This window comes from Tsukamurella serpentis (genome assembly GCF_054780975.1).
This window is the reverse complement of record NZ_BAAGVH010000003.1, coordinates 616,538-632,028: the sequence shown is the minus strand read 5'-3', so window position 1 is coordinate 632,028 and position 15,491 is coordinate 616,538. Positions and strand designations below refer to the sequence as shown.

General features: G+C 70.5%; 12 protein-coding genes. 4 read left to right on the top strand and 8 right to left on the bottom strand.

What is annotated here, in order from left to right; genetic code table 11:
* Nucleotides 1–164: 164 nt before the first annotated feature.
* On the bottom strand, nucleotides 165–1,391 hold the full coding sequence (locus ACYVHG_RS11290; RefSeq protein WP_461167529.1) for an MFS transporter: 1,227 nt from the start codon (nucleotides 1,389–1,391) through the stop codon (nucleotides 165–167).
* A gap of 50 nt (nucleotides 1,392–1,441) precedes the next feature.
* On the opposite strand from ACYVHG_RS11290, the gene ACYVHG_RS11285 reads away from it, so the two are divergent.
* Nucleotides 1,442–2,431, top strand: coding sequence for a LacI family DNA-binding transcriptional regulator (locus ACYVHG_RS11285; RefSeq protein ID WP_461167528.1), 990 nt, complete (start codon nucleotides 1,442–1,444; stop codon nucleotides 2,429–2,431).
* Here ACYVHG_RS11285 and ACYVHG_RS11280 read toward each other — a convergent pair.
* The 7 genes from ACYVHG_RS11280 to ACYVHG_RS11250 all read right to left on the bottom strand — a co-directional run bounded on the left by ACYVHG_RS11280 (nucleotide 2,422) and on the right by ACYVHG_RS11250 (nucleotide 11,360).
* Complete coding sequence (locus ACYVHG_RS11280; RefSeq protein WP_461167527.1) at nucleotides 2,422–3,747, bottom strand: hypothetical protein; 1,326 nt, start codon at nucleotides 3,745–3,747, stop codon at nucleotides 2,422–2,424. The genes ACYVHG_RS11285 and ACYVHG_RS11280 overlap by 10 nt on opposite strands.
* Complete coding sequence (locus ACYVHG_RS11275) at nucleotides 3,744–4,652, bottom strand: ROK family protein (RefSeq protein WP_461167526.1); 909 nt, start codon at nucleotides 4,650–4,652, stop codon at nucleotides 3,744–3,746. The genes ACYVHG_RS11280 and ACYVHG_RS11275 overlap by 4 nt, the downstream gene beginning before the upstream one ends.
* Nucleotides 4,649–7,120, bottom strand: coding sequence for an alpha-glucan family phosphorylase (gene glgP, locus ACYVHG_RS11270; protein ID WP_461167525.1), 2,472 nt, complete (start codon nucleotides 7,118–7,120; stop codon nucleotides 4,649–4,651). The genes ACYVHG_RS11275 and glgP overlap by 4 nt, the downstream gene beginning before the upstream one ends.
* A gap of 132 nt (nucleotides 7,121–7,252) precedes the next feature.
* Nucleotides 7,253–7,753, bottom strand: a complete 501-nt coding sequence (locus ACYVHG_RS11265) for a MarR family winged helix-turn-helix transcriptional regulator (RefSeq protein WP_461167524.1) — start codon at nucleotides 7,751–7,753, stop codon at nucleotides 7,253–7,255.
* Between the two features lie 21 nt (nucleotides 7,754–7,774).
* The gene (gene mmsB, locus ACYVHG_RS11260) at nucleotides 7,775–8,644 is read right to left on the bottom strand and encodes a 3-hydroxyisobutyrate dehydrogenase (protein WP_461167523.1); all 870 of its coding nucleotides are present in this window, start codon (nucleotides 8,642–8,644) and stop codon (nucleotides 7,775–7,777) included.
* A gap of 13 nt (nucleotides 8,645–8,657) precedes the next feature.
* A complete protein-coding gene (locus tag ACYVHG_RS11255; RefSeq protein WP_461167522.1) occupies nucleotides 8,658–9,821 on the bottom strand; it encodes an acyl-CoA dehydrogenase family protein in 1,164 nt (387 codons plus the stop codon).
* Between the two features lie 9 nt (nucleotides 9,822–9,830).
* On the bottom strand, nucleotides 9,831–11,360 hold the full coding sequence (locus ACYVHG_RS11250; protein WP_461167521.1) for a CoA-acylating methylmalonate-semialdehyde dehydrogenase: 1,530 nt from the start codon (nucleotides 11,358–11,360) through the stop codon (nucleotides 9,831–9,833).
* A 101-nt stretch (nucleotides 11,361–11,461) separates the two neighbouring features.
* Here ACYVHG_RS11250 and ACYVHG_RS11245 point away from each other — a divergent pair, with 101 nt between their 5' ends.
* From ACYVHG_RS11245 to ACYVHG_RS11235, 3 genes are read left to right on the top strand one after another with little or no spacing between them, the layout of a single operon-like run.
* Nucleotides 11,462–13,129, top strand: coding sequence for an AMP-binding protein (locus tag ACYVHG_RS11245; RefSeq protein WP_461167520.1), 1,668 nt, complete (start codon nucleotides 11,462–11,464; stop codon nucleotides 13,127–13,129).
* Nucleotides 13,130–13,143: 14 nt separating this feature from the next.
* On the top strand, nucleotides 13,144–13,908 hold the full coding sequence (locus ACYVHG_RS11240; protein WP_461167519.1) for an ABC transporter ATP-binding protein: 765 nt from the start codon (nucleotides 13,144–13,146) through the stop codon (nucleotides 13,906–13,908).
* Nucleotides 13,905–15,485, top strand: a complete 1,581-nt coding sequence (locus ACYVHG_RS11235; RefSeq protein ID WP_461167518.1) for an ABC transporter permease — start codon at nucleotides 13,905–13,907, stop codon at nucleotides 15,483–15,485. The genes ACYVHG_RS11240 and ACYVHG_RS11235 overlap by 4 nt, the downstream gene beginning before the upstream one ends.
* Nucleotides 15,486–15,491 lie beyond the last annotated feature (6 nt).

The window sequence follows — 15,491 nt, the reverse complement described above, 5'->3', positions numbered from 1 at the left end:
CGCCGCGGCCCCGCCCGGCCCCCGTCATCCACAGATCCGGCGTTCTCCACAGGGGGCTTGCGCGATCCGCCCCGTCGTGCTGCGGTGGCCATCCCTAGCGGGGCGTCGCTCTCCCCCGGTCCATGGACATGGGGAACGCACCCCGAGCTGGGGAGCGAACGGCCCTAGCGGGAGGCCGACGGTGCCGACGGTGCCGGACGCTCGGGTTCACGTGCCGCTGGCGCCACGACGACGGCGACGGCGATCGCGACCAGCACCACCATCAGCGCGCCGAGCAGCGTCACGTACTCACCGAGTGCACCGATCAGCGGCGGGCCGCCGAGGAACGACAGGTAGCCGACTGTCGAGACCACCGATACCCGGGCGGCGGCCATCCGGGGATCGTCGGCGGCGGCGGACATCCCCACCGGGAATCCCAGGGAGGCGCCGAGCCCCCACAGCGCGGTGCCGATGAAGGCCGCCCAGGTGGAGCCGAAGATCACCAGCGCCAGACCGATGAACGCAAGCGCGCCGCATCCGCGCAGGGTGTGCACTCGGCCGAAGGTGTCCAGTACCCGGGTACCGGCGAACCGGCCGATGGTCATGAAGGTGACGAATACTGCGAAGGTCGCGGTACCGACGGTCTTGGACACCCCGTGGTCGTCGACCATCGCCAGTGCGAGCCAGTCGTTGGCGCTGCCCTCGGTGAGCGCCATCCCGAGCACCATCAGCCCCACCAGCAGGGTGCGGGGCTCGCGCCAGACCGCGATCCGCTCGCCGCGGGTGAGCGGATGGTGATCGTCGGCGTCGTGCGCGACGAACGGCACGTGCCGCAGCGCGAAGAATCCGGCCACCAGCAGCACCCCGTTGACCACCAGCAGGTGCGGCAGGAGTCCCACGTGCATCGCCTGCGCGAACGCACCGGTGAGCGCACCGGCCATGGTGCCGAGCGAGAAGCCGCCGTGGAAGGCCGGCATCACCGATCGCCCGAGTGCGCGTTCGTTGTCGGCGCCGGAGAGGTTCATGCAGACGTCGGTGATCCCGTTGGACAGGCCCACTCCCACCAGCGGGACCAGGGTCAGCAGGTAGATCCCGGATTCGGCGCCGGCCGCGGCGGCGATCATCGTCACACCGAGCGCGGGGAGGGTCACCGCGAGAACCCGGCGCGGCCCGAAGCGTGCCGCCAGCGAGCCCGAACCGACGAGTCCGACGACCGAGCCGATGGCCAGCCCGAAGGTCAGCATGGCCACCTGCAGGGTGCTCGCGCTCAGATCGTCGCGGACCTGCGGGAGTCGTCCCAGGTAACTGGCGAAGCTGAGTCCGTTGAGGGTGAAGATCACGAAGACCGCATTGCGCCATGCGGTCACCGAGCCCGGCTCCGACGGTGCCCGCCCCTGCGCGATCACTCCCACGATCCACCCTTTCGAAACGTTTCGATTCGTGGTTGCTAGGCTATGCGCCCATGACACGCGGGTCAAACCGGATAACACTGGTCCACGTCGCCGAGGCGGCGGGTGTCTCGCTGTCGACGGCCTCACACGCCTTCGGCGTCGGTAAGCCGATCAGCGATGCCACCCGCGAACGCGTCCTCAGCGCGGCGGCTCGCTTGGGCTATCAGGGTCCGGACCCGCGGGCGCGCTCGCTGCGCAGCGGCCGCACCGACATCATCGGTGTCCAGGTCGACGACGAGGCCGGTCGCGCCTTCCGCGACCCGGTCATCACCGGAATCCTCGGCGGGGTGTCCGCCGCTCTCGCCGCGAGCCCCACGTCGGTGTTGCTCATCCCGGACTCCATCCCGGAGGAGCGGCTGCGCACCCTTCCGGTCGACGGGGTGATCGTCGCCGGCTGCTCCCCCACTCTGCCGCAGGTGCGCGCGGCGATGGCGCTGCGGAACATCCCCGTCGTCACGGCGGGGAATCAGGTCGACGACATCGGCAGCGTGGGTGTGGAGAACTATTCGGCGACAAGACTTCTCACCGATCATCTGATCGGCCTCGGACACCGGGAGGTGGGCGTGATCCGGCTGCGCGAGGGCGCGGTCGAGCAGGCCCGCACTGCGGCGGCACTGGCGGCCTTCCCCGGCGCCGTGATCGCCGCGACCTCCGACAGCACCATCGACGAGGGTGCACGTGCCGCCGCCGAACTGCTCCGGGGTCGACCCACCGCGATCATCGCGCAGTCCGATCTGCTCGCGGTCGGGGCGATCCGCGCGGCCGAGGCCCGCGGCCTCCGCGTACCGCAGGACCTGTCGGTGGTCGGGTTCGACGGTGTCCGAGTGGACGGATTCACCCGCGTGTTGACCACCATCGCCGAACCCGCCGCCGAAATGGGCCGTCTCGCAGCGGAGGCGGTGCTCGCCGCCGGTGACGGTGCTCCGCTGCCCACTCTCGCCCTCGACGTCGAATTCGTTCCCGGCGAGACCACCGCAGTTGCGCGAGCCGGTCAGAGCTGAGCGACCTCGTCGAGCGCCTCGCCGAGCAGCGCCGCGTACTCGTCGGGGTCCGGCACCGCGGTACGGCTACTGGTCGTCGACAGCGTGACCGTCGTGCCCAACCCGTGCACCCCGTGGGTGAGCCCCATCGCCGGGGACAGCGCCGGGAACCCGGCGGTCAGCACTGACTTCCCGCCGAGCAACTGCAGATCCGCCGACCCGCGGTTCACGCTCGACACCACCGTCGCACCGGCCATCGTCTCGGGCCGGGCGTCCGGATCGAAGGAGCGCACCCCCCACTCCGCCAGGACCGACGGCGCGGCGTCATCGGCCGCGGCGACGGTGCGCCACAGGCCGCAGGCGGCCCGCTTCCGGGCCGCCGCGAACGCCTCGGTGATCAGCGCGGGGCGCTCCGCAGTGGGCGTTCCGGGGAACAGCGGAACGGAGACGTTGCCGAAAGCATTGCGTTCGGTGCCGCGCCGGGGCCGGCCGACCATCGCCTCCGCGCTCAGCTGTTCAGGCACCGGCGCTCCGCACCCGCGCAGGTACCGCTCCACCGCCAGGGAGACCGCGGTCAACGCGCCGACGGTCACCGTGACGCCGCGCGCCAGATCCTGGTGATCGCGCACCGTCATCCGCACGTCCCGGGTCGCATCGGGCCGCGCGTTGAGCGGGGTCGGCGGACAGCCGGGTACCGGAGGCGGCAGGCCGCCGCCGGCGGTGAGACGGTCGATCTCGGCCCGGGCGCGCTGCACCCTGGTACCCAGGGCGATCGTCTTCGCCAGCGCCAGTGGCAGACCGGCCGCGCCGCGCAGGGCGCGCAGCCGGGCCGGTAGCGGTTCGAAGACCGGCGCCGGACCGCCCTCCCCCGGCGTGAACAGGGCGCGGGCGATGTCCGCGGCGCGGCGGCCGTCGGCCAGCACGTGCGCGATCTGCAGGACCACCACCGTTGCCGTCCCCGCGCAGCGCGGTGCGCCGCGCACGTGCGGGAAGACGTGCAGCCGCCACGGGGCGACGGTCGCGTCGACCTGCGCGGCGAACAGCCGGGGAACACCACTGGAGATCGCGTCCCAGGTGCGGGCCACACCCTCGCGCACGTCGATCACCGCGCCCGGCGCCCACGCCGGATGCTCGAGGTTGCCCGGCGCCGGCGCCACCCGCAGCCGCAGGTCCGGGATCGACGGGGCCCGGGTGAAGACCACCTCGGCGACCTCGTTCGCCGACGGTGATCGCGCCGCACCGTGGTCGAAGCAGTAGAGCAGGAATTGATCGCTGGGCATCACTGCGGAGGCCCAGAACATCCGGGCGTCACGCGGTGCCAGGAGCCCGCCGGTCATGGCAGCAGGTCCCTCCGCAGGACCAGTGCGGCGGCACCGATCAGCGGCGCATCGGCGCCGAGCCCCGCGGGAACCACGCGTGCGGCTGCGACGTACGGCAACGGGTGCCGCGCCAGTGCCACCTGCACCTGATCCACGAAATCATCGGCGACCGAGGCGAATCCACCGCCGAGTACGACCACCGAGACAGGGACCAGAGCGATCGCGCTGCCGATCCCGTGGGCGATCGCGGTGGCGCACCGCTGTACCGCTGCGGCGGCCACCGGGTCACCGGATCTGTATGCGGCGCCGAGTTCCTCGCCGGTACTGCCGGTGAATCCCCGAGCGCGAGCCCATTGGACGGTGTTCGGGCCGGAGGCGACGGATTCGACCGTGGTGATGCGGTCCGGGGTCTGACTTCCGGTGTACCCGGACAGTTCGACCTGCCCGATGTGGCCGGCGTTGCCGCCGAGCGCCCGTCCACCGACCACGAAACCGGCGCCCACCCCGGTGGAAACCACCACCACGAGGGCGTCCTCGTGGCCGCGAGCGGCGCCGAGCCAGTGCTCGCCGACGGCGATCGCCACGCCGTCGCGCCGGAACTCCACCGGGACGCCGCCCGCGGCGCGGGCCACCGTGTCACGCAGCGGGAATCCGTGCAGCGCGGGCAGGTTGATCGGGGCTGCGGTTCCGGCCGCCTCGTCGACCGGCCCGGCAGCGGCCAGCCCCACCCCGCTGACCGGCACGTCCGGCGCCGCCGCCACTGCGTCCCGGACCACGGCGACGATCCGCTGTTCCAGGTCGGCGGTGCTCGCCCGGGGCCCGGTGGGCTCACGCCGCCGGGTCCGGTCGAGGACATCGCCGCTCTGATCGACCAGAGCGGCGGCGACCTTGGTGCCGCCGAGGTCCACCGCCAGGACCGTCATCGTGCGTACCGCACCAGGCCCAGTTCTGTGGGACCGGCCAGCAGCCGGTGCCGCGGCAGTACCCGCACCGCGTAACCGAACCGTCCGGAGCGGGACGGGAGCACCGCACGGTACCGCTCGCCGTCGGAGTGCAGCCGGACCGGCGCTGCGTCGTGGATCTCGCCGGCGTCGTCGACGGTGCCGACCACCGCTTCGACCCGGACGTCGTCGTCCTCGAGACCACCGAGGTCGATGTCCGCGGCCAGGGCGACACCGTCCGGCACCACCTCGGCGCTGGATGCGCCCACCCGCACCTGGTCCCAGCCGGCGCGAACCCGGTCGATGTAGTCGACCAGCTCACCGATCGCCGGTCGGGTGGCCCGGGCCGAGCGGGCGGCGGGCCGGTAGTACTGCGTGGCGTACTCGCGCACCATCCGTTCGGCGGAGACCTGCGGGGCGGTCACGGCCAGAGTGTGCCGCAGTCTGGGCAGCCAGTTCGGCGGCGGGTCCGACGGTGCTGCGCCCTCGCGGTCGTAGAACGCCGGAACCACCTCGTGTTCGAGCAGGTCGTACAGGGAGTCGGCTTCGATGTCGTCGCGGCGCTGCGGATCGGTGCCGATCGCCGAGGCGATGGCCCATCCGTTGTCGCCGTCGTACAGCTCGTCCCACCATCCGTCGAGGACGGACAGGTTGAGGCCACCGTTCATGGCGTTCTTCATGCCGGACGTACCGCAGGCCTCCAGCGGCCGCAGCGGGTTGTTCAGCCACACGTCGCAGCCGTGGTACAGGTACCCCGCCATACCCATCGAGTAGTTCGGCAGGAAGGCGATCCGGTGCCGCAACGCGGGATCGTCGGTGAAGTGCAGCAGTTGCTGCAGCAGGCGTTTGCCCTCGTCGTCGGCGGGGTGGCTCTTGCCGGCGATCACCACCTGCACGGGCCGCTCGTCATCGAGCAGGAGGGCGCGCAGCCGGTCCGGGTCGCGCAGCATCAGGGTCAGCCGCTTGTAGGTCGACACCCGTCGGGCGAAGCCGATGGTCAGTACCTCGGGATCGAACATCCGGTCCGTCCAGCCGAGTTCGGCGTCGACTGCGCCACGCTCGCGCCAAGCGGCACGGGTGCGGGCACGTACCTCGTCGACCAGGCGGGCCCGCAGCGTGGTTCGCAGCCGCCACAGCACCTCGTCGGGGACCGTGGCGGGGTCGCTCACCCGCTCGGAGATCAGACGGTGTGCCCAGGTCCCGTGGTGCACACCGTTGGTGACCGATCCGATCGGCACCTCGGCAGGTTCGAAGCCGGGCCACAGGTCCGCGAACATCTCGCGGCTGACCTCGCCGTGCAGCGCGGAGACGCCGTTGGCGCGCTGGGCGAGCCGAAAGCCCATATGGGCCATGTTGAACACCCCCGGGTCGGCCTCGGCGCCGAGGGCGATCACCTCGTCGAGTGGGACCTGCGGCAGCAGCGAGCACATCTGTCCGGCGTCGCCGAAGTAGCGGCGGACCAGATCGACCGGGAAGCGGTCGATACCGGCCGGGACGGGCGTGTGGGTGGTGAAGACGGTGGCGGTGCGCGCGAGCGCCTTCGCCTGCGGGTAGCTCAGGCCGTCGGTGGCCATCAGTTCGCGGATGCGTTCGAGACCGAGGAAGCCGGCGTGGCCCTCGTTGGCGTGGAAGACCTCGATACCGGGGTGGCCGGTGAGGTCGCAGTAGGCGCGGGCGGCGCGGACACCGCCGATGCCCAGCAGGATCTCCTGGCGCAGACGGTGCTCGGTGTCGCCTCCGTAGAGGCGGTCGGTGATGGCGCGCAGGTCCGGGGCGTTGCTCTCGATGTCGGTGTCCAGCAGGAGCAGCGGGATCCGGCCGACGTCTGCGCGCCACACGGCGGCGCTGAGCACTCGCCCCTGAAGCGGCACCGAGATCACCAGTTGCTGACCGGTGGACAGGTTCACCGGTCGCAGCGGCAGGCGAGCGGGGTCGAGGTCGGGATACTGCTCGAGCTGCCAGCCGTCGGCGGAGAGCGATTGTTGGAAGTACCCCTGCCGGTACAGCAGGCCCAGCGCCACCAGCGGCAGCCCCAGATCGGAGGCGGCTTTGAGGTGATCGCCGGCCAGAACTCCGAGCCCACCGGAATAGTTGGGCAGGGTCTGGCTGACGCCGAACTCCATGGAGAAGTAGGCGATCGCCTTGGCGGAGTCCTTGAGCTCGTCCGCCCAGGCGGGGCGAGTGAGGTAGTCGCGGAGGTCGGCGTGCACGGCACGCACGCGCGCCACGTACTCCTCGTCGGCGCCGAGTTCGCTCACTCGCTGCTGCTGCGCGCGGCGCAGCGTCGCAAGCGGGTCGCCGGTGGCGGTCCACACCTGCTGGTCGAGGGATGCGAAGAGATCCTGAGTGGGCCCGTGCCATACCCAGCGCAGGTTGTGCGCGAGCTCCACGAGCGGTTCCAGTGCCTGCGGGTACGCCGGCTCTACGGTGAAGGTTCCTTCTGCGTGCACGCGCCGAGCCTATTGCCTGCTCGCCCCCGCCGCGAGGTTACCGGCCGGTCACCTCGCGCGTTCCCGGCGCTGTCGGCGTCCGGCGCTGGTCGGCGAGTACGGGTCCGTTCCGGCCCGGGTGCCCGGCGCGGTTCAGAAGTCGCCGTGGAAGCGGCGCAGCGACCGGATCGCCCCCACCAGCGCCGCCGATTCGTCGTCGGGCATCCCGATGTCGGAGAACACGCCGTTGAGTACCTCGGTGGCCCGCTCCACCAGTGCACGTCCCTCGGGTGTGATCGCGACCAGGGTGGTCCGCCCGTCGGTGGGGTGCGGCCGGCGTTCGACCAGTCCGGCCTCACCGAGCCGGTCGATCGCATGCGTCACCGAGGACACGTGCACCTGCAGACGGGCGCTGGCCTTCGATATCGGCAGCTCGCCGCGACGGCTGAAGGCCAGCAGCCGCAGCAGCTCGAAGCGGGAGAACGACAATCGGAAGGGTTTGAGCGCCGCCTCGATCCGCGCCAGCAGGATCTGGTGGGCACGCATGACCGAGGTCACGGCCTCCATTCCGGACGCGACCGGGCCACCCCAGCCGGCGTCCTCCCAGTTGCGCCGTGCCAGCGCGATCGGGTCCCGTGGGTCCGGTTCGGCCACTGCACCCGCCTCCCTGTCGTCCTACCTCAGCGTCTGGATGATCGCGCTGAAGTCTAGACCCCCGTTGTCCTGGGCGAACGCCGCGTACAACGCGGCGGCGTGGGTACCCAGCGGGGCGTTCGCACCGGTGGACGCGACCGCGTCCATCGCCAGGCCCAGATCCTTGTTCATCAGCGCGGTCGCGAATCCGGGCCGGTACTCGTTCGCCGACGGTGCGGCCGGCACCGGTCCGGGGACCGGGCAGTTGGTGTGCAGTGACCAGCAGTTGCCGGTGGCGCCGGTGACGACGTCGTAGAGCGCCTGGTCCGCCAGTCCGAGTTTCTCGGCGAGGACGAAGGCCTCCCCGACGGCGATCTGCTGGACCGCGAGGATCATGTTGTTGCACACCTTCGCGGCCTGCCCGTTCCCGGACCCGCCGCAGTGGATCACCTTGCCCGCCATCGGTTCGAGCACCGTCTGCGCCGCGGCGAAGGCGGCGGTGTCGCCGCCGACCATGAACGCGAGGGTTCCGGCGTCGGCACCCTTGACTCCGCCGGAGACGGGCGCATCGACCTGCTGCATACCGGCGGCCTCCGCCACGGCGTGCACCTGCCGGGCGTCGTCGACCGAGATGGTGGAACTGTCGATGAACAGTGCCCCCCGGGCGGCGTGCGGTAGCACCTCGTCGTAGACCGATTTCACGATTGCGCCGTTGGGCAGCATGGTGATCACGGCCTCGGCGCCGGTCACCGCCTCCGCGGCGGTACCGACCACGGTGACGCCCGCCGCCCGGGCGGTTTCCTGCGCCTCGGGGACCAGGTCGAATCCCCGGACGGTGTGTCCGGCCGCCACCAGGTTCTTCGCCATCGGACCGCCCATGTGGCCGAGTCCGAGGAATGCGATCGTGCTCATGGAACTGCCTCTCCTACTTACCCTGGACGCGGGCGGCCTCGGCGCGGCCGATCACCATCCGCATGATCTCGTTGGTGCCCTCGAGGATCCGGTTCACCCGCAGGTCGCGGACGATCTTCTCGACACCGGTCTCGTGCAGGTAGCCGTAGCCGCCGTGCAACTGCAGGGCCTGGTCCGCGACCTGGAAACAGGTCTCGGTGACGAACTTCTTGGCCATGGCGCACAGCTCCACCTTGTCCGGGTCGCCCTCGTCGAGCGCGGTGGCGGCGCGCCAGAGCATGAGCCGTGAGGCTTCCAGCGAGGTGGCCATGTCGGCGAGCGTGAACCGGATGGTCGGCTCGTCGATCAGCTTGCGGCCGAAGGTCTCCCGCTCGGTGGTGTATCGCAGTGCGAGGTCGTAGGCGGCCTGGGCGCCACCGAGCGAACAGGCGGCGATGTTGAGCCGGCCACCGTTGAGTCCGTTCATGGCGATGCCGAAGCCCTGACCGGCACCGTCTGCGCCGCCCAGCATCCGTGACGCCGGGACCCGCACGTTCTCGAAGATCACCTGGGTGGTGGGTTGGCTGTGCCAGCCCATCTTGGCCTCGGCCGGACCGAACGACAGTCCCGGCGTGCCCTTGTCCACCAGGAAAGTGGAGATGCCGCGCGCTCCGGCTCCCCCGCTGCGCGCCATCACCACGTAGAGGTCGGACGCGCCGCCGCCGGAGATGAACTGCTTGGTGCCGGTGAGCACGAAGTGGTCGCCGTCGCTCTCGGCCCTGGTGGTCAGCGAGGCCGCGTCGGATCCGGCGCCGGGCTCGGTGAGGCAGTAGCTGGCCATCACGTCCATCGGGGCGAGCCTTCCGATCCACTCCTGCCGCTGCTGCTCGGTGCCGTAGGTGTCGACCATCCAGGTGCACATGTTGTGGATCGAGAGGAAGGCCGCGGTCACCGGATCTCCCTTGGCGAGCTCCTCGAAGATCCGCACGCCGTCGATCCGGCGCAGACCGGAGCCGCCGGCGTCCTCGCGGGTGTAGATGGCGGCCATGCCGAGGCCGGCCGCCTCCTTCATCTCCGCCACCGGGAAGTGCTTGTCGGCGTCCCAGGTGAGCGCGTGGGGCGCGAGACGTTTGCGGGAGAACTCCCTCGCCATCTCGACGATGGCGAGGTCGTCCCCGGCCAGGCTGGGGTAGGGCACGACGGTCTCCTAGTGCATCGTCGGGATGGAGAACTCGGCACCGTCCTTGATGCCCGAGGGCCAGCGCGAGGTGACCGTCTTGGTCTTGGTGTAGAACAGGATCGAGTGCGGTCCGTGCTGGTTGAGGTCGCCGAATCCGGAGCGCTTCCACCCGCCGAAGGTGTGGTACGCCACCGGCACCGGGATCGGGACGTTGACGCCCACCATGCCCACCTCGACGCGGGCGGTGAAGTCGCGGGCGGCGTCACCGTCGCGGGTGAAGATCGCCACGCCGTTGCCGTACTCGTGCTCGGTCGGCAGGGCGAGGGCCTGCTCGTAGTCCTTGGCCCGGACGATGCACAGCACCGGGCCGAAGATCTCGTCGGTGTAGATCGACATGTCCTCGGTGACGTGGTCGAACAGGGTGGGGCCGAGGTAGTTGCCGCCGGAGAGGTCGGCATCGCCGAAGGTCAGCTCGTCGGTGGAGCGCTCGCGCCCGTCCACGACGAGATCGGCGCCGGCGTCGACACCCTGCTGGATGTATCCGCGCACCCGCTCGACCGCGGCCGGTGTGATCAGCGGCCCGTAGTCGGCCTTCGGGTCGTGACTGTGGCCGACCCGCAGCTCGCTGATCCGGTCCACCAGGCGCTCGCGCAGCCGGTTGGCGGTCTCCTCACCGACTGGGACGGCCACCGAGATGGCCATGCACCGCTCGCCGGCCGAACCGTAGCCCGCCCCGATGAGGGCGTCCACGGCCTGGTCGAGATCGGCGTCGGGGAGGATCACCATGTGGTTCTTCGCGCCGCCGAAGGCCTGGCTGCGCTTGCCGTTGCGGGCGCAGCCCTCGTAGATGTACTGGGCGATGTCGGAGCTGCCGACGAAACCGACGGCCTTGACGTCCGGGTTCTCCAGCAGGGCGTCCACGGCCTCCTTGTCGCCGTGCACCACCTGGAAGACGCCCTCCGGCAGGCCGGCCTCGATGAACAGCTCGGCCAGGCGCACGGGGACCGAGGGGTCCCGCTCAGAGGGCTTGAGAACGAAGGCGTTTCCGCAGGCCAGGGCCGGTCCGGCCTTCCACAGCGGGATCATGGCGGGGAAGTTGAACGGGGTGATCCCGGCGACCACACCCAGAGGCTGGCGCATCGAGTAGACGTCGATCCCGGCACCGGCACCCTCGGTGTACTCGCCCTTGAGCAGGTGCGGGATGCCGATGGAGAACTCGATCACCTCGATGCCGCGCTGGATGTCGCCCTTGGCGTCGGCGAGGGTCTTGCCGTGCTCGCTGGAGAGCAACGAGGCCAGTTCGTCGATGTTCTGGTGCACCAGGTCGATGAACTTCATGAACACCCGGGCGCGGCGCTGCGGGTTGAACGCGGCCCACTGCTGCTGCGCCTGCTTCGCGCGGGTCACCACGTCGTCGACCTCGGCCGCGGAGGCCAGTGGCACCGTCGCCTGCACCTGACCGGTGCTCGGGTCGAAGACGTCTGCGGTGCGCCCGCCGGGTGCGCCCTCGACGCGGCGACCGTCGATGAAGTGCGGCACGGTCCGCGGTGCAGTCATGGTGGTCCTTCTTTCTCGATCGAGCCATCGCGAATCCGCCGCGATGTGTCTACGGTCACTCTATACTTGGATATCCAAGTAATCAACCGGAGGTTCTGAAAGTGGCTACCACACAGGGGTATCGAGATTTCCTCGCCGCGCGAGACCTGTTGGTCGAGCTCGCCGACGACTACGACGCGGCCCGCGAACGCTTCGCCTGGCCGCAACTCGACGAATGGAACTTCGCGCTCGACTGGTTCGACCGGGTGGCTCAGGACAACGACTCCCCCGCGCTGTGGATCGTCGAGGAGGACGGCAGTGAGTCGAAGTTCAGTTACGCGCAGATGAGTGCGCGGAGCAACCGGGTCGCCAACTGGCTGCGCCAGCGCGGGGTGCACCCCGGTGACCGGATCCTGCTCATGCTCTCGAACCAGGTGGAGCTGTGGGATGTGATGCTCGCCGCGATCAAGATCGGCGCGGTGGTGATCCCCGCGACCACACTGCTCGCCGAAGCGGACATCGCCGATCGCATCGAACGCGGCGGCGCCGGGCACGTGATCGTCCGCAGCGAGCTGGCCGGCCGGGTTCCCGCCGACGCGCGGGTCACCCGGATCAGTGTCGGTGCCCCGGTTCCGGGGTGGGAGGCCTTCGCGCCCGCGTACACCGAATCCGAGCACTTCGAGCCGACGCACACCACCCGCGCCGGCGACACGCTGCTGCTGTACTTCACCTCCGGTACCACCAGCGCTCCGAAGTTGGTGGAGCACACCCACGCCAGCTACCCCGTCGGGCACCTGTCCACCATGTACTGGATCGGGCTGCGCCCGGGCGACGTGCACCTGAACGTCAGTTCGCCGGGCTGGGCGAAGCACGCGTGGAGCAATGTCTTCACCCCATGGATCGCGCAGGCCTGTGTGTTCGTCTACAACTACACGCGATTCGACGCCGCGGCGCTGATGCAGCAGATGGACCGCTGTGCGGTCACCAGCTTCTGCGCCCCGCCCACGGTGTGGCGCATGCTGATCCAGGCCGATCTGACGGCGCTGCAGTCGCCGCCGCGGGTGGCCGTCGGCGCCGGTGAGCCGCTCAACCCCGAGGTGATCGCCCGGGTGCGCGAGGCCTGGGGTGTGACGATCCGCGACGGATTCGGGCAGACCGAGACCACCGTGCAAGTGGCGAACACCCCCGGACAACCGCTCAAGGACGGTTCGATGGGCCGTCCGTGCCCGGGCTACCAGGTGGTACTGGTGGATCCGGCGACCGGTGAGCAGGGCGTCGGCGAGGGTGAGATCTGCCTGCGCCTGGACCCACCCCCGCTGGGCCTGATGGTGGGCTACCACGGCGACGCCGAGAGGACGGCGAAGGTGATGGCAGGCGGCGTCTACCACACCGGCGACGTCGCCTCGGCGGATGCGGACGGCTACCTGACCTACGTCGGTCGAACCGACGACGTGTTCAAATCCAGTGATTACAAGATCAGCCCGTTCGAGCTGGAATCGGTACTGCTCGAGCATGAGGCGGTGGCCGAGGCCGCCGTCGTCCCGGCCCCGGACGAGCTGCGACTGTCGGTACCGAAGGCGTACATCGTGCTCGCCGAGGGCCACACCGCCGATGAGGCCACCGCGCAGGCGATCTTCGACCACAGCCGCGAACACCTCGCACCGTACAAGCGGGTCCGCCGCATCGCCTTCGCCGATCTGCCGAAGACGATCAGCGGGAAGATCCGCCGGGTGGAGCTGCGGAGAGCGGAGGAACAGGGTCGTACGTCCGGCGAGTTCCACGAATCCTGACGTACCGTGTGGCCATGACAGCGTCAGCGCCGCCGGCCCTGCTCCTGGAGGATCTCCACCTGTCGTTCAATGGCAAACCCGCAGTCGCCGGGGTCTCACTCCGGGTGCCGCAGGCATCGATGTTCGGACTCGTCGGCCCGAACGGCGCGGGTAAGACCACCTCGTTGTCGATGGCGGTGGGGCTGCTGCGCCCCGGACATGGGCGCAGCCTGGTCTTCGGAGTGGACGTCTGGGGCGACCCAATCACCGCCAAGCAGCTGATCGGGGTGCTGCCCGACGGCTTGGCGCTGCCCGACCAGTTCACCGGCCCCGAGTTGCTGACCTACCTCGGGCGCCTACGGGCGATGGACGAGGCGACGATCGCCGCCCGGCGGGACGAGCTGCTCGGCGTTCTGGGGCTGGCGGATGCCGGCGCGACCGTGATCGCCGACTACTCGGCGGGGATGACGAAGAAGATCGGCCTCGCGGCCGCACTGCTGCACAGCCCCCGGCTGCTCGTCCTCGACGAGCCCTTCGAGTCCGTCGATCCGGTCTCCAGTGCGACCATCCGCTCGATCCTGATCGAGTACGTCCGCGGGGGTGGCACGGTGATCCTGTCCAGCCACGTGATGGCGACGGTCGGGGAACTGTGCACGCACGTCGCGGTGATCAACGCCGGACGCGTGGCGGCTGCGGGCACCGTCGAGGCGGTCCGCAACGGTGGCACCCTCGACGAGGCCTTCGTGGCTCTGGTCGGTGGTCCCGCGCACACCGGCGGTCTGTCCTGGTTGCAGTCGTGACCGGATCGCACCAGGATCTGCGCCGCGTCGTCGCGGCGATGCACTGGACGCTGTACAAACGGCGCTCCACCGGCGGGCGGCTCCTGGTGAACATCCTGTTCGGCCTGCTCGGCGCGCTCGCCGCGGCCGGACTGGTCGCAGGTGCGATCGCGGCGGGCCTGCAACGGAGTTCGTCCGCGGGAGCGGTCATCGCCACCGCTCTCATCGGGATCGGGCTGATGTGGGCGTACCTCCCGGCGTTGTCGGGCTTCTCCGACAACGCCCTGCATCCGCGCCAGTTCACCCTGTTGCCAGTCCGGCCCGCGCCGCTGGCGCGGGCGCTGTTCACCGCCTCGCTGATCGGCATGCCGGTTCCGCTGACGCTGCTCGCCTGCACCTCGATCGTGGGCTACTCGGCCTTCCGGTCACCGGTCACGCTACTGCTCGCCGTACCGGCGGTTCCGCTGACCGCGCTGCTGATGGTCGCGCTGTCCCGGGTGATCTCGCTCGGTCTCTCCCAGGCCGCTCAGTCGCGCCGCGCCCGGGAAGCGGTGCTGTTGCTGTTCGTGACCGGGTTCTGCGCCCTGTACGCCGGCCAGTTCATGCTCAACCGACTGGTCTCCGCCGCCGAGCGGGGCGCTCTGGGCCCGGCCCTGGCGGTGCCCTTCGCCTGGGGGGTCGGTGCGGTCGAGCGTGCTGCCCAGGGCGATTGGCTGCTCGCAGTGGGAGCGGTGGCCGCTCTCGCCGCACTCGATGCCGCCCTGATCGGCGCGTGGCAGCTGCTCATCCGGCGGCAGTTCTCCGGGAAGGGAGCCGTCCCGAGCGGATCTCAGCGGCGCCGCGAGCGCCGCGGATACCTGCGGCGCGGATGGCGGGCCCGTCCGACGGGGGCCGTGGTCGCCCGTGAGCTCTCACTGTGGCGCGGCGACATCCGCCGCCGCTACCAGTTGCTCTCGCCGATCGCGTTCGCGGTGATGAGCGGCCTCCTTCCGCTGTTGCTCGAGGGCTTCCCGTTCAACGCCCGCTGGGGTGCGTGGATAGCGCTGCTCATGGCGGTCATGGCCGCGCTGAACCTCTACGGACTGGATGGGAAGTCCTTCTGGCACCTGGCGATGGTTCCCGGCGCCGCTGCTGCCGACGTGCGCGGGCGCCAACTCGCCTGGGTGATCGTGACGATTCCGATCGCGGTTCTGCCGGTGCTGCTGGTCCGGGCCTTCGGGGATTCACCACTGGAGCGCCTGGCCGTTCCGGTGACGGTCACGGTCTGCATGCTCGGTGTCGGGTCCGGCCTCATGGCGTACGCCTCCGCGGCGGCGCCGTATCCGGTGCCCGAGGCGCGCAAGATGATGTCCTTCTCCACCCGCAACTCCTCCAGCGGAGCCGCCATCGGCATGGCTTTCGGCTCGATGGGTCTGCTACTGGTCACCGCCGGGCCGTGCGCGCTACTGGCGGCACTGCTGCCCGGTCCCGCGAGCTGGCTCGCTGTGCCGGTGGCTCTGGCCGTCGGCGCGGGCGGGTGGTGGTGGCTCGGCCGCGCAGCGGTCGGGCGACTGCAACGGTATCCGGACCGGATCCAGTACGACGTGACTCGCACCTGAACGGCG

What these genes read in the sequence shown, in the direction of transcription:
- ACYVHG_RS11285 (WP_461167528.1), top strand. Translation starts at nt 1,442, where the DNA reads ATGACACGCGGGTCAAACCGGATAACACTGGTCCACGTCGCCGAGGCG.
- ACYVHG_RS11280 (WP_461167527.1), bottom strand. Translation starts at nt 3,747, where the DNA reads ATGACCGGCGGGCTCCTGGCACCGCGTGACGCCCGGATGTTCTGGGCC.
- ACYVHG_RS11250 (WP_461167521.1), bottom strand. Translation starts at nt 11,360, where the DNA reads ATGACTGCACCGCGGACCGTGCCGCACTTCATCGACGGTCGCCGCGTC.
- ACYVHG_RS11240 (WP_461167519.1), top strand. Translation starts at nt 13,144, where the DNA reads ATGACAGCGTCAGCGCCGCCGGCCCTGCTCCTGGAGGATCTCCACCTG.
- ACYVHG_RS11275 (WP_461167526.1), bottom strand. Translation starts at nt 4,652, where the DNA reads ATGACGGTCCTGGCGGTGGACCTCGGCGGCACCAAGGTCGCCGCCGCT.
- mmsB (WP_461167523.1), bottom strand. Translation starts at nt 8,644, where the DNA reads ATGAGCACGATCGCATTCCTCGGACTCGGCCACATGGGCGGTCCGATG.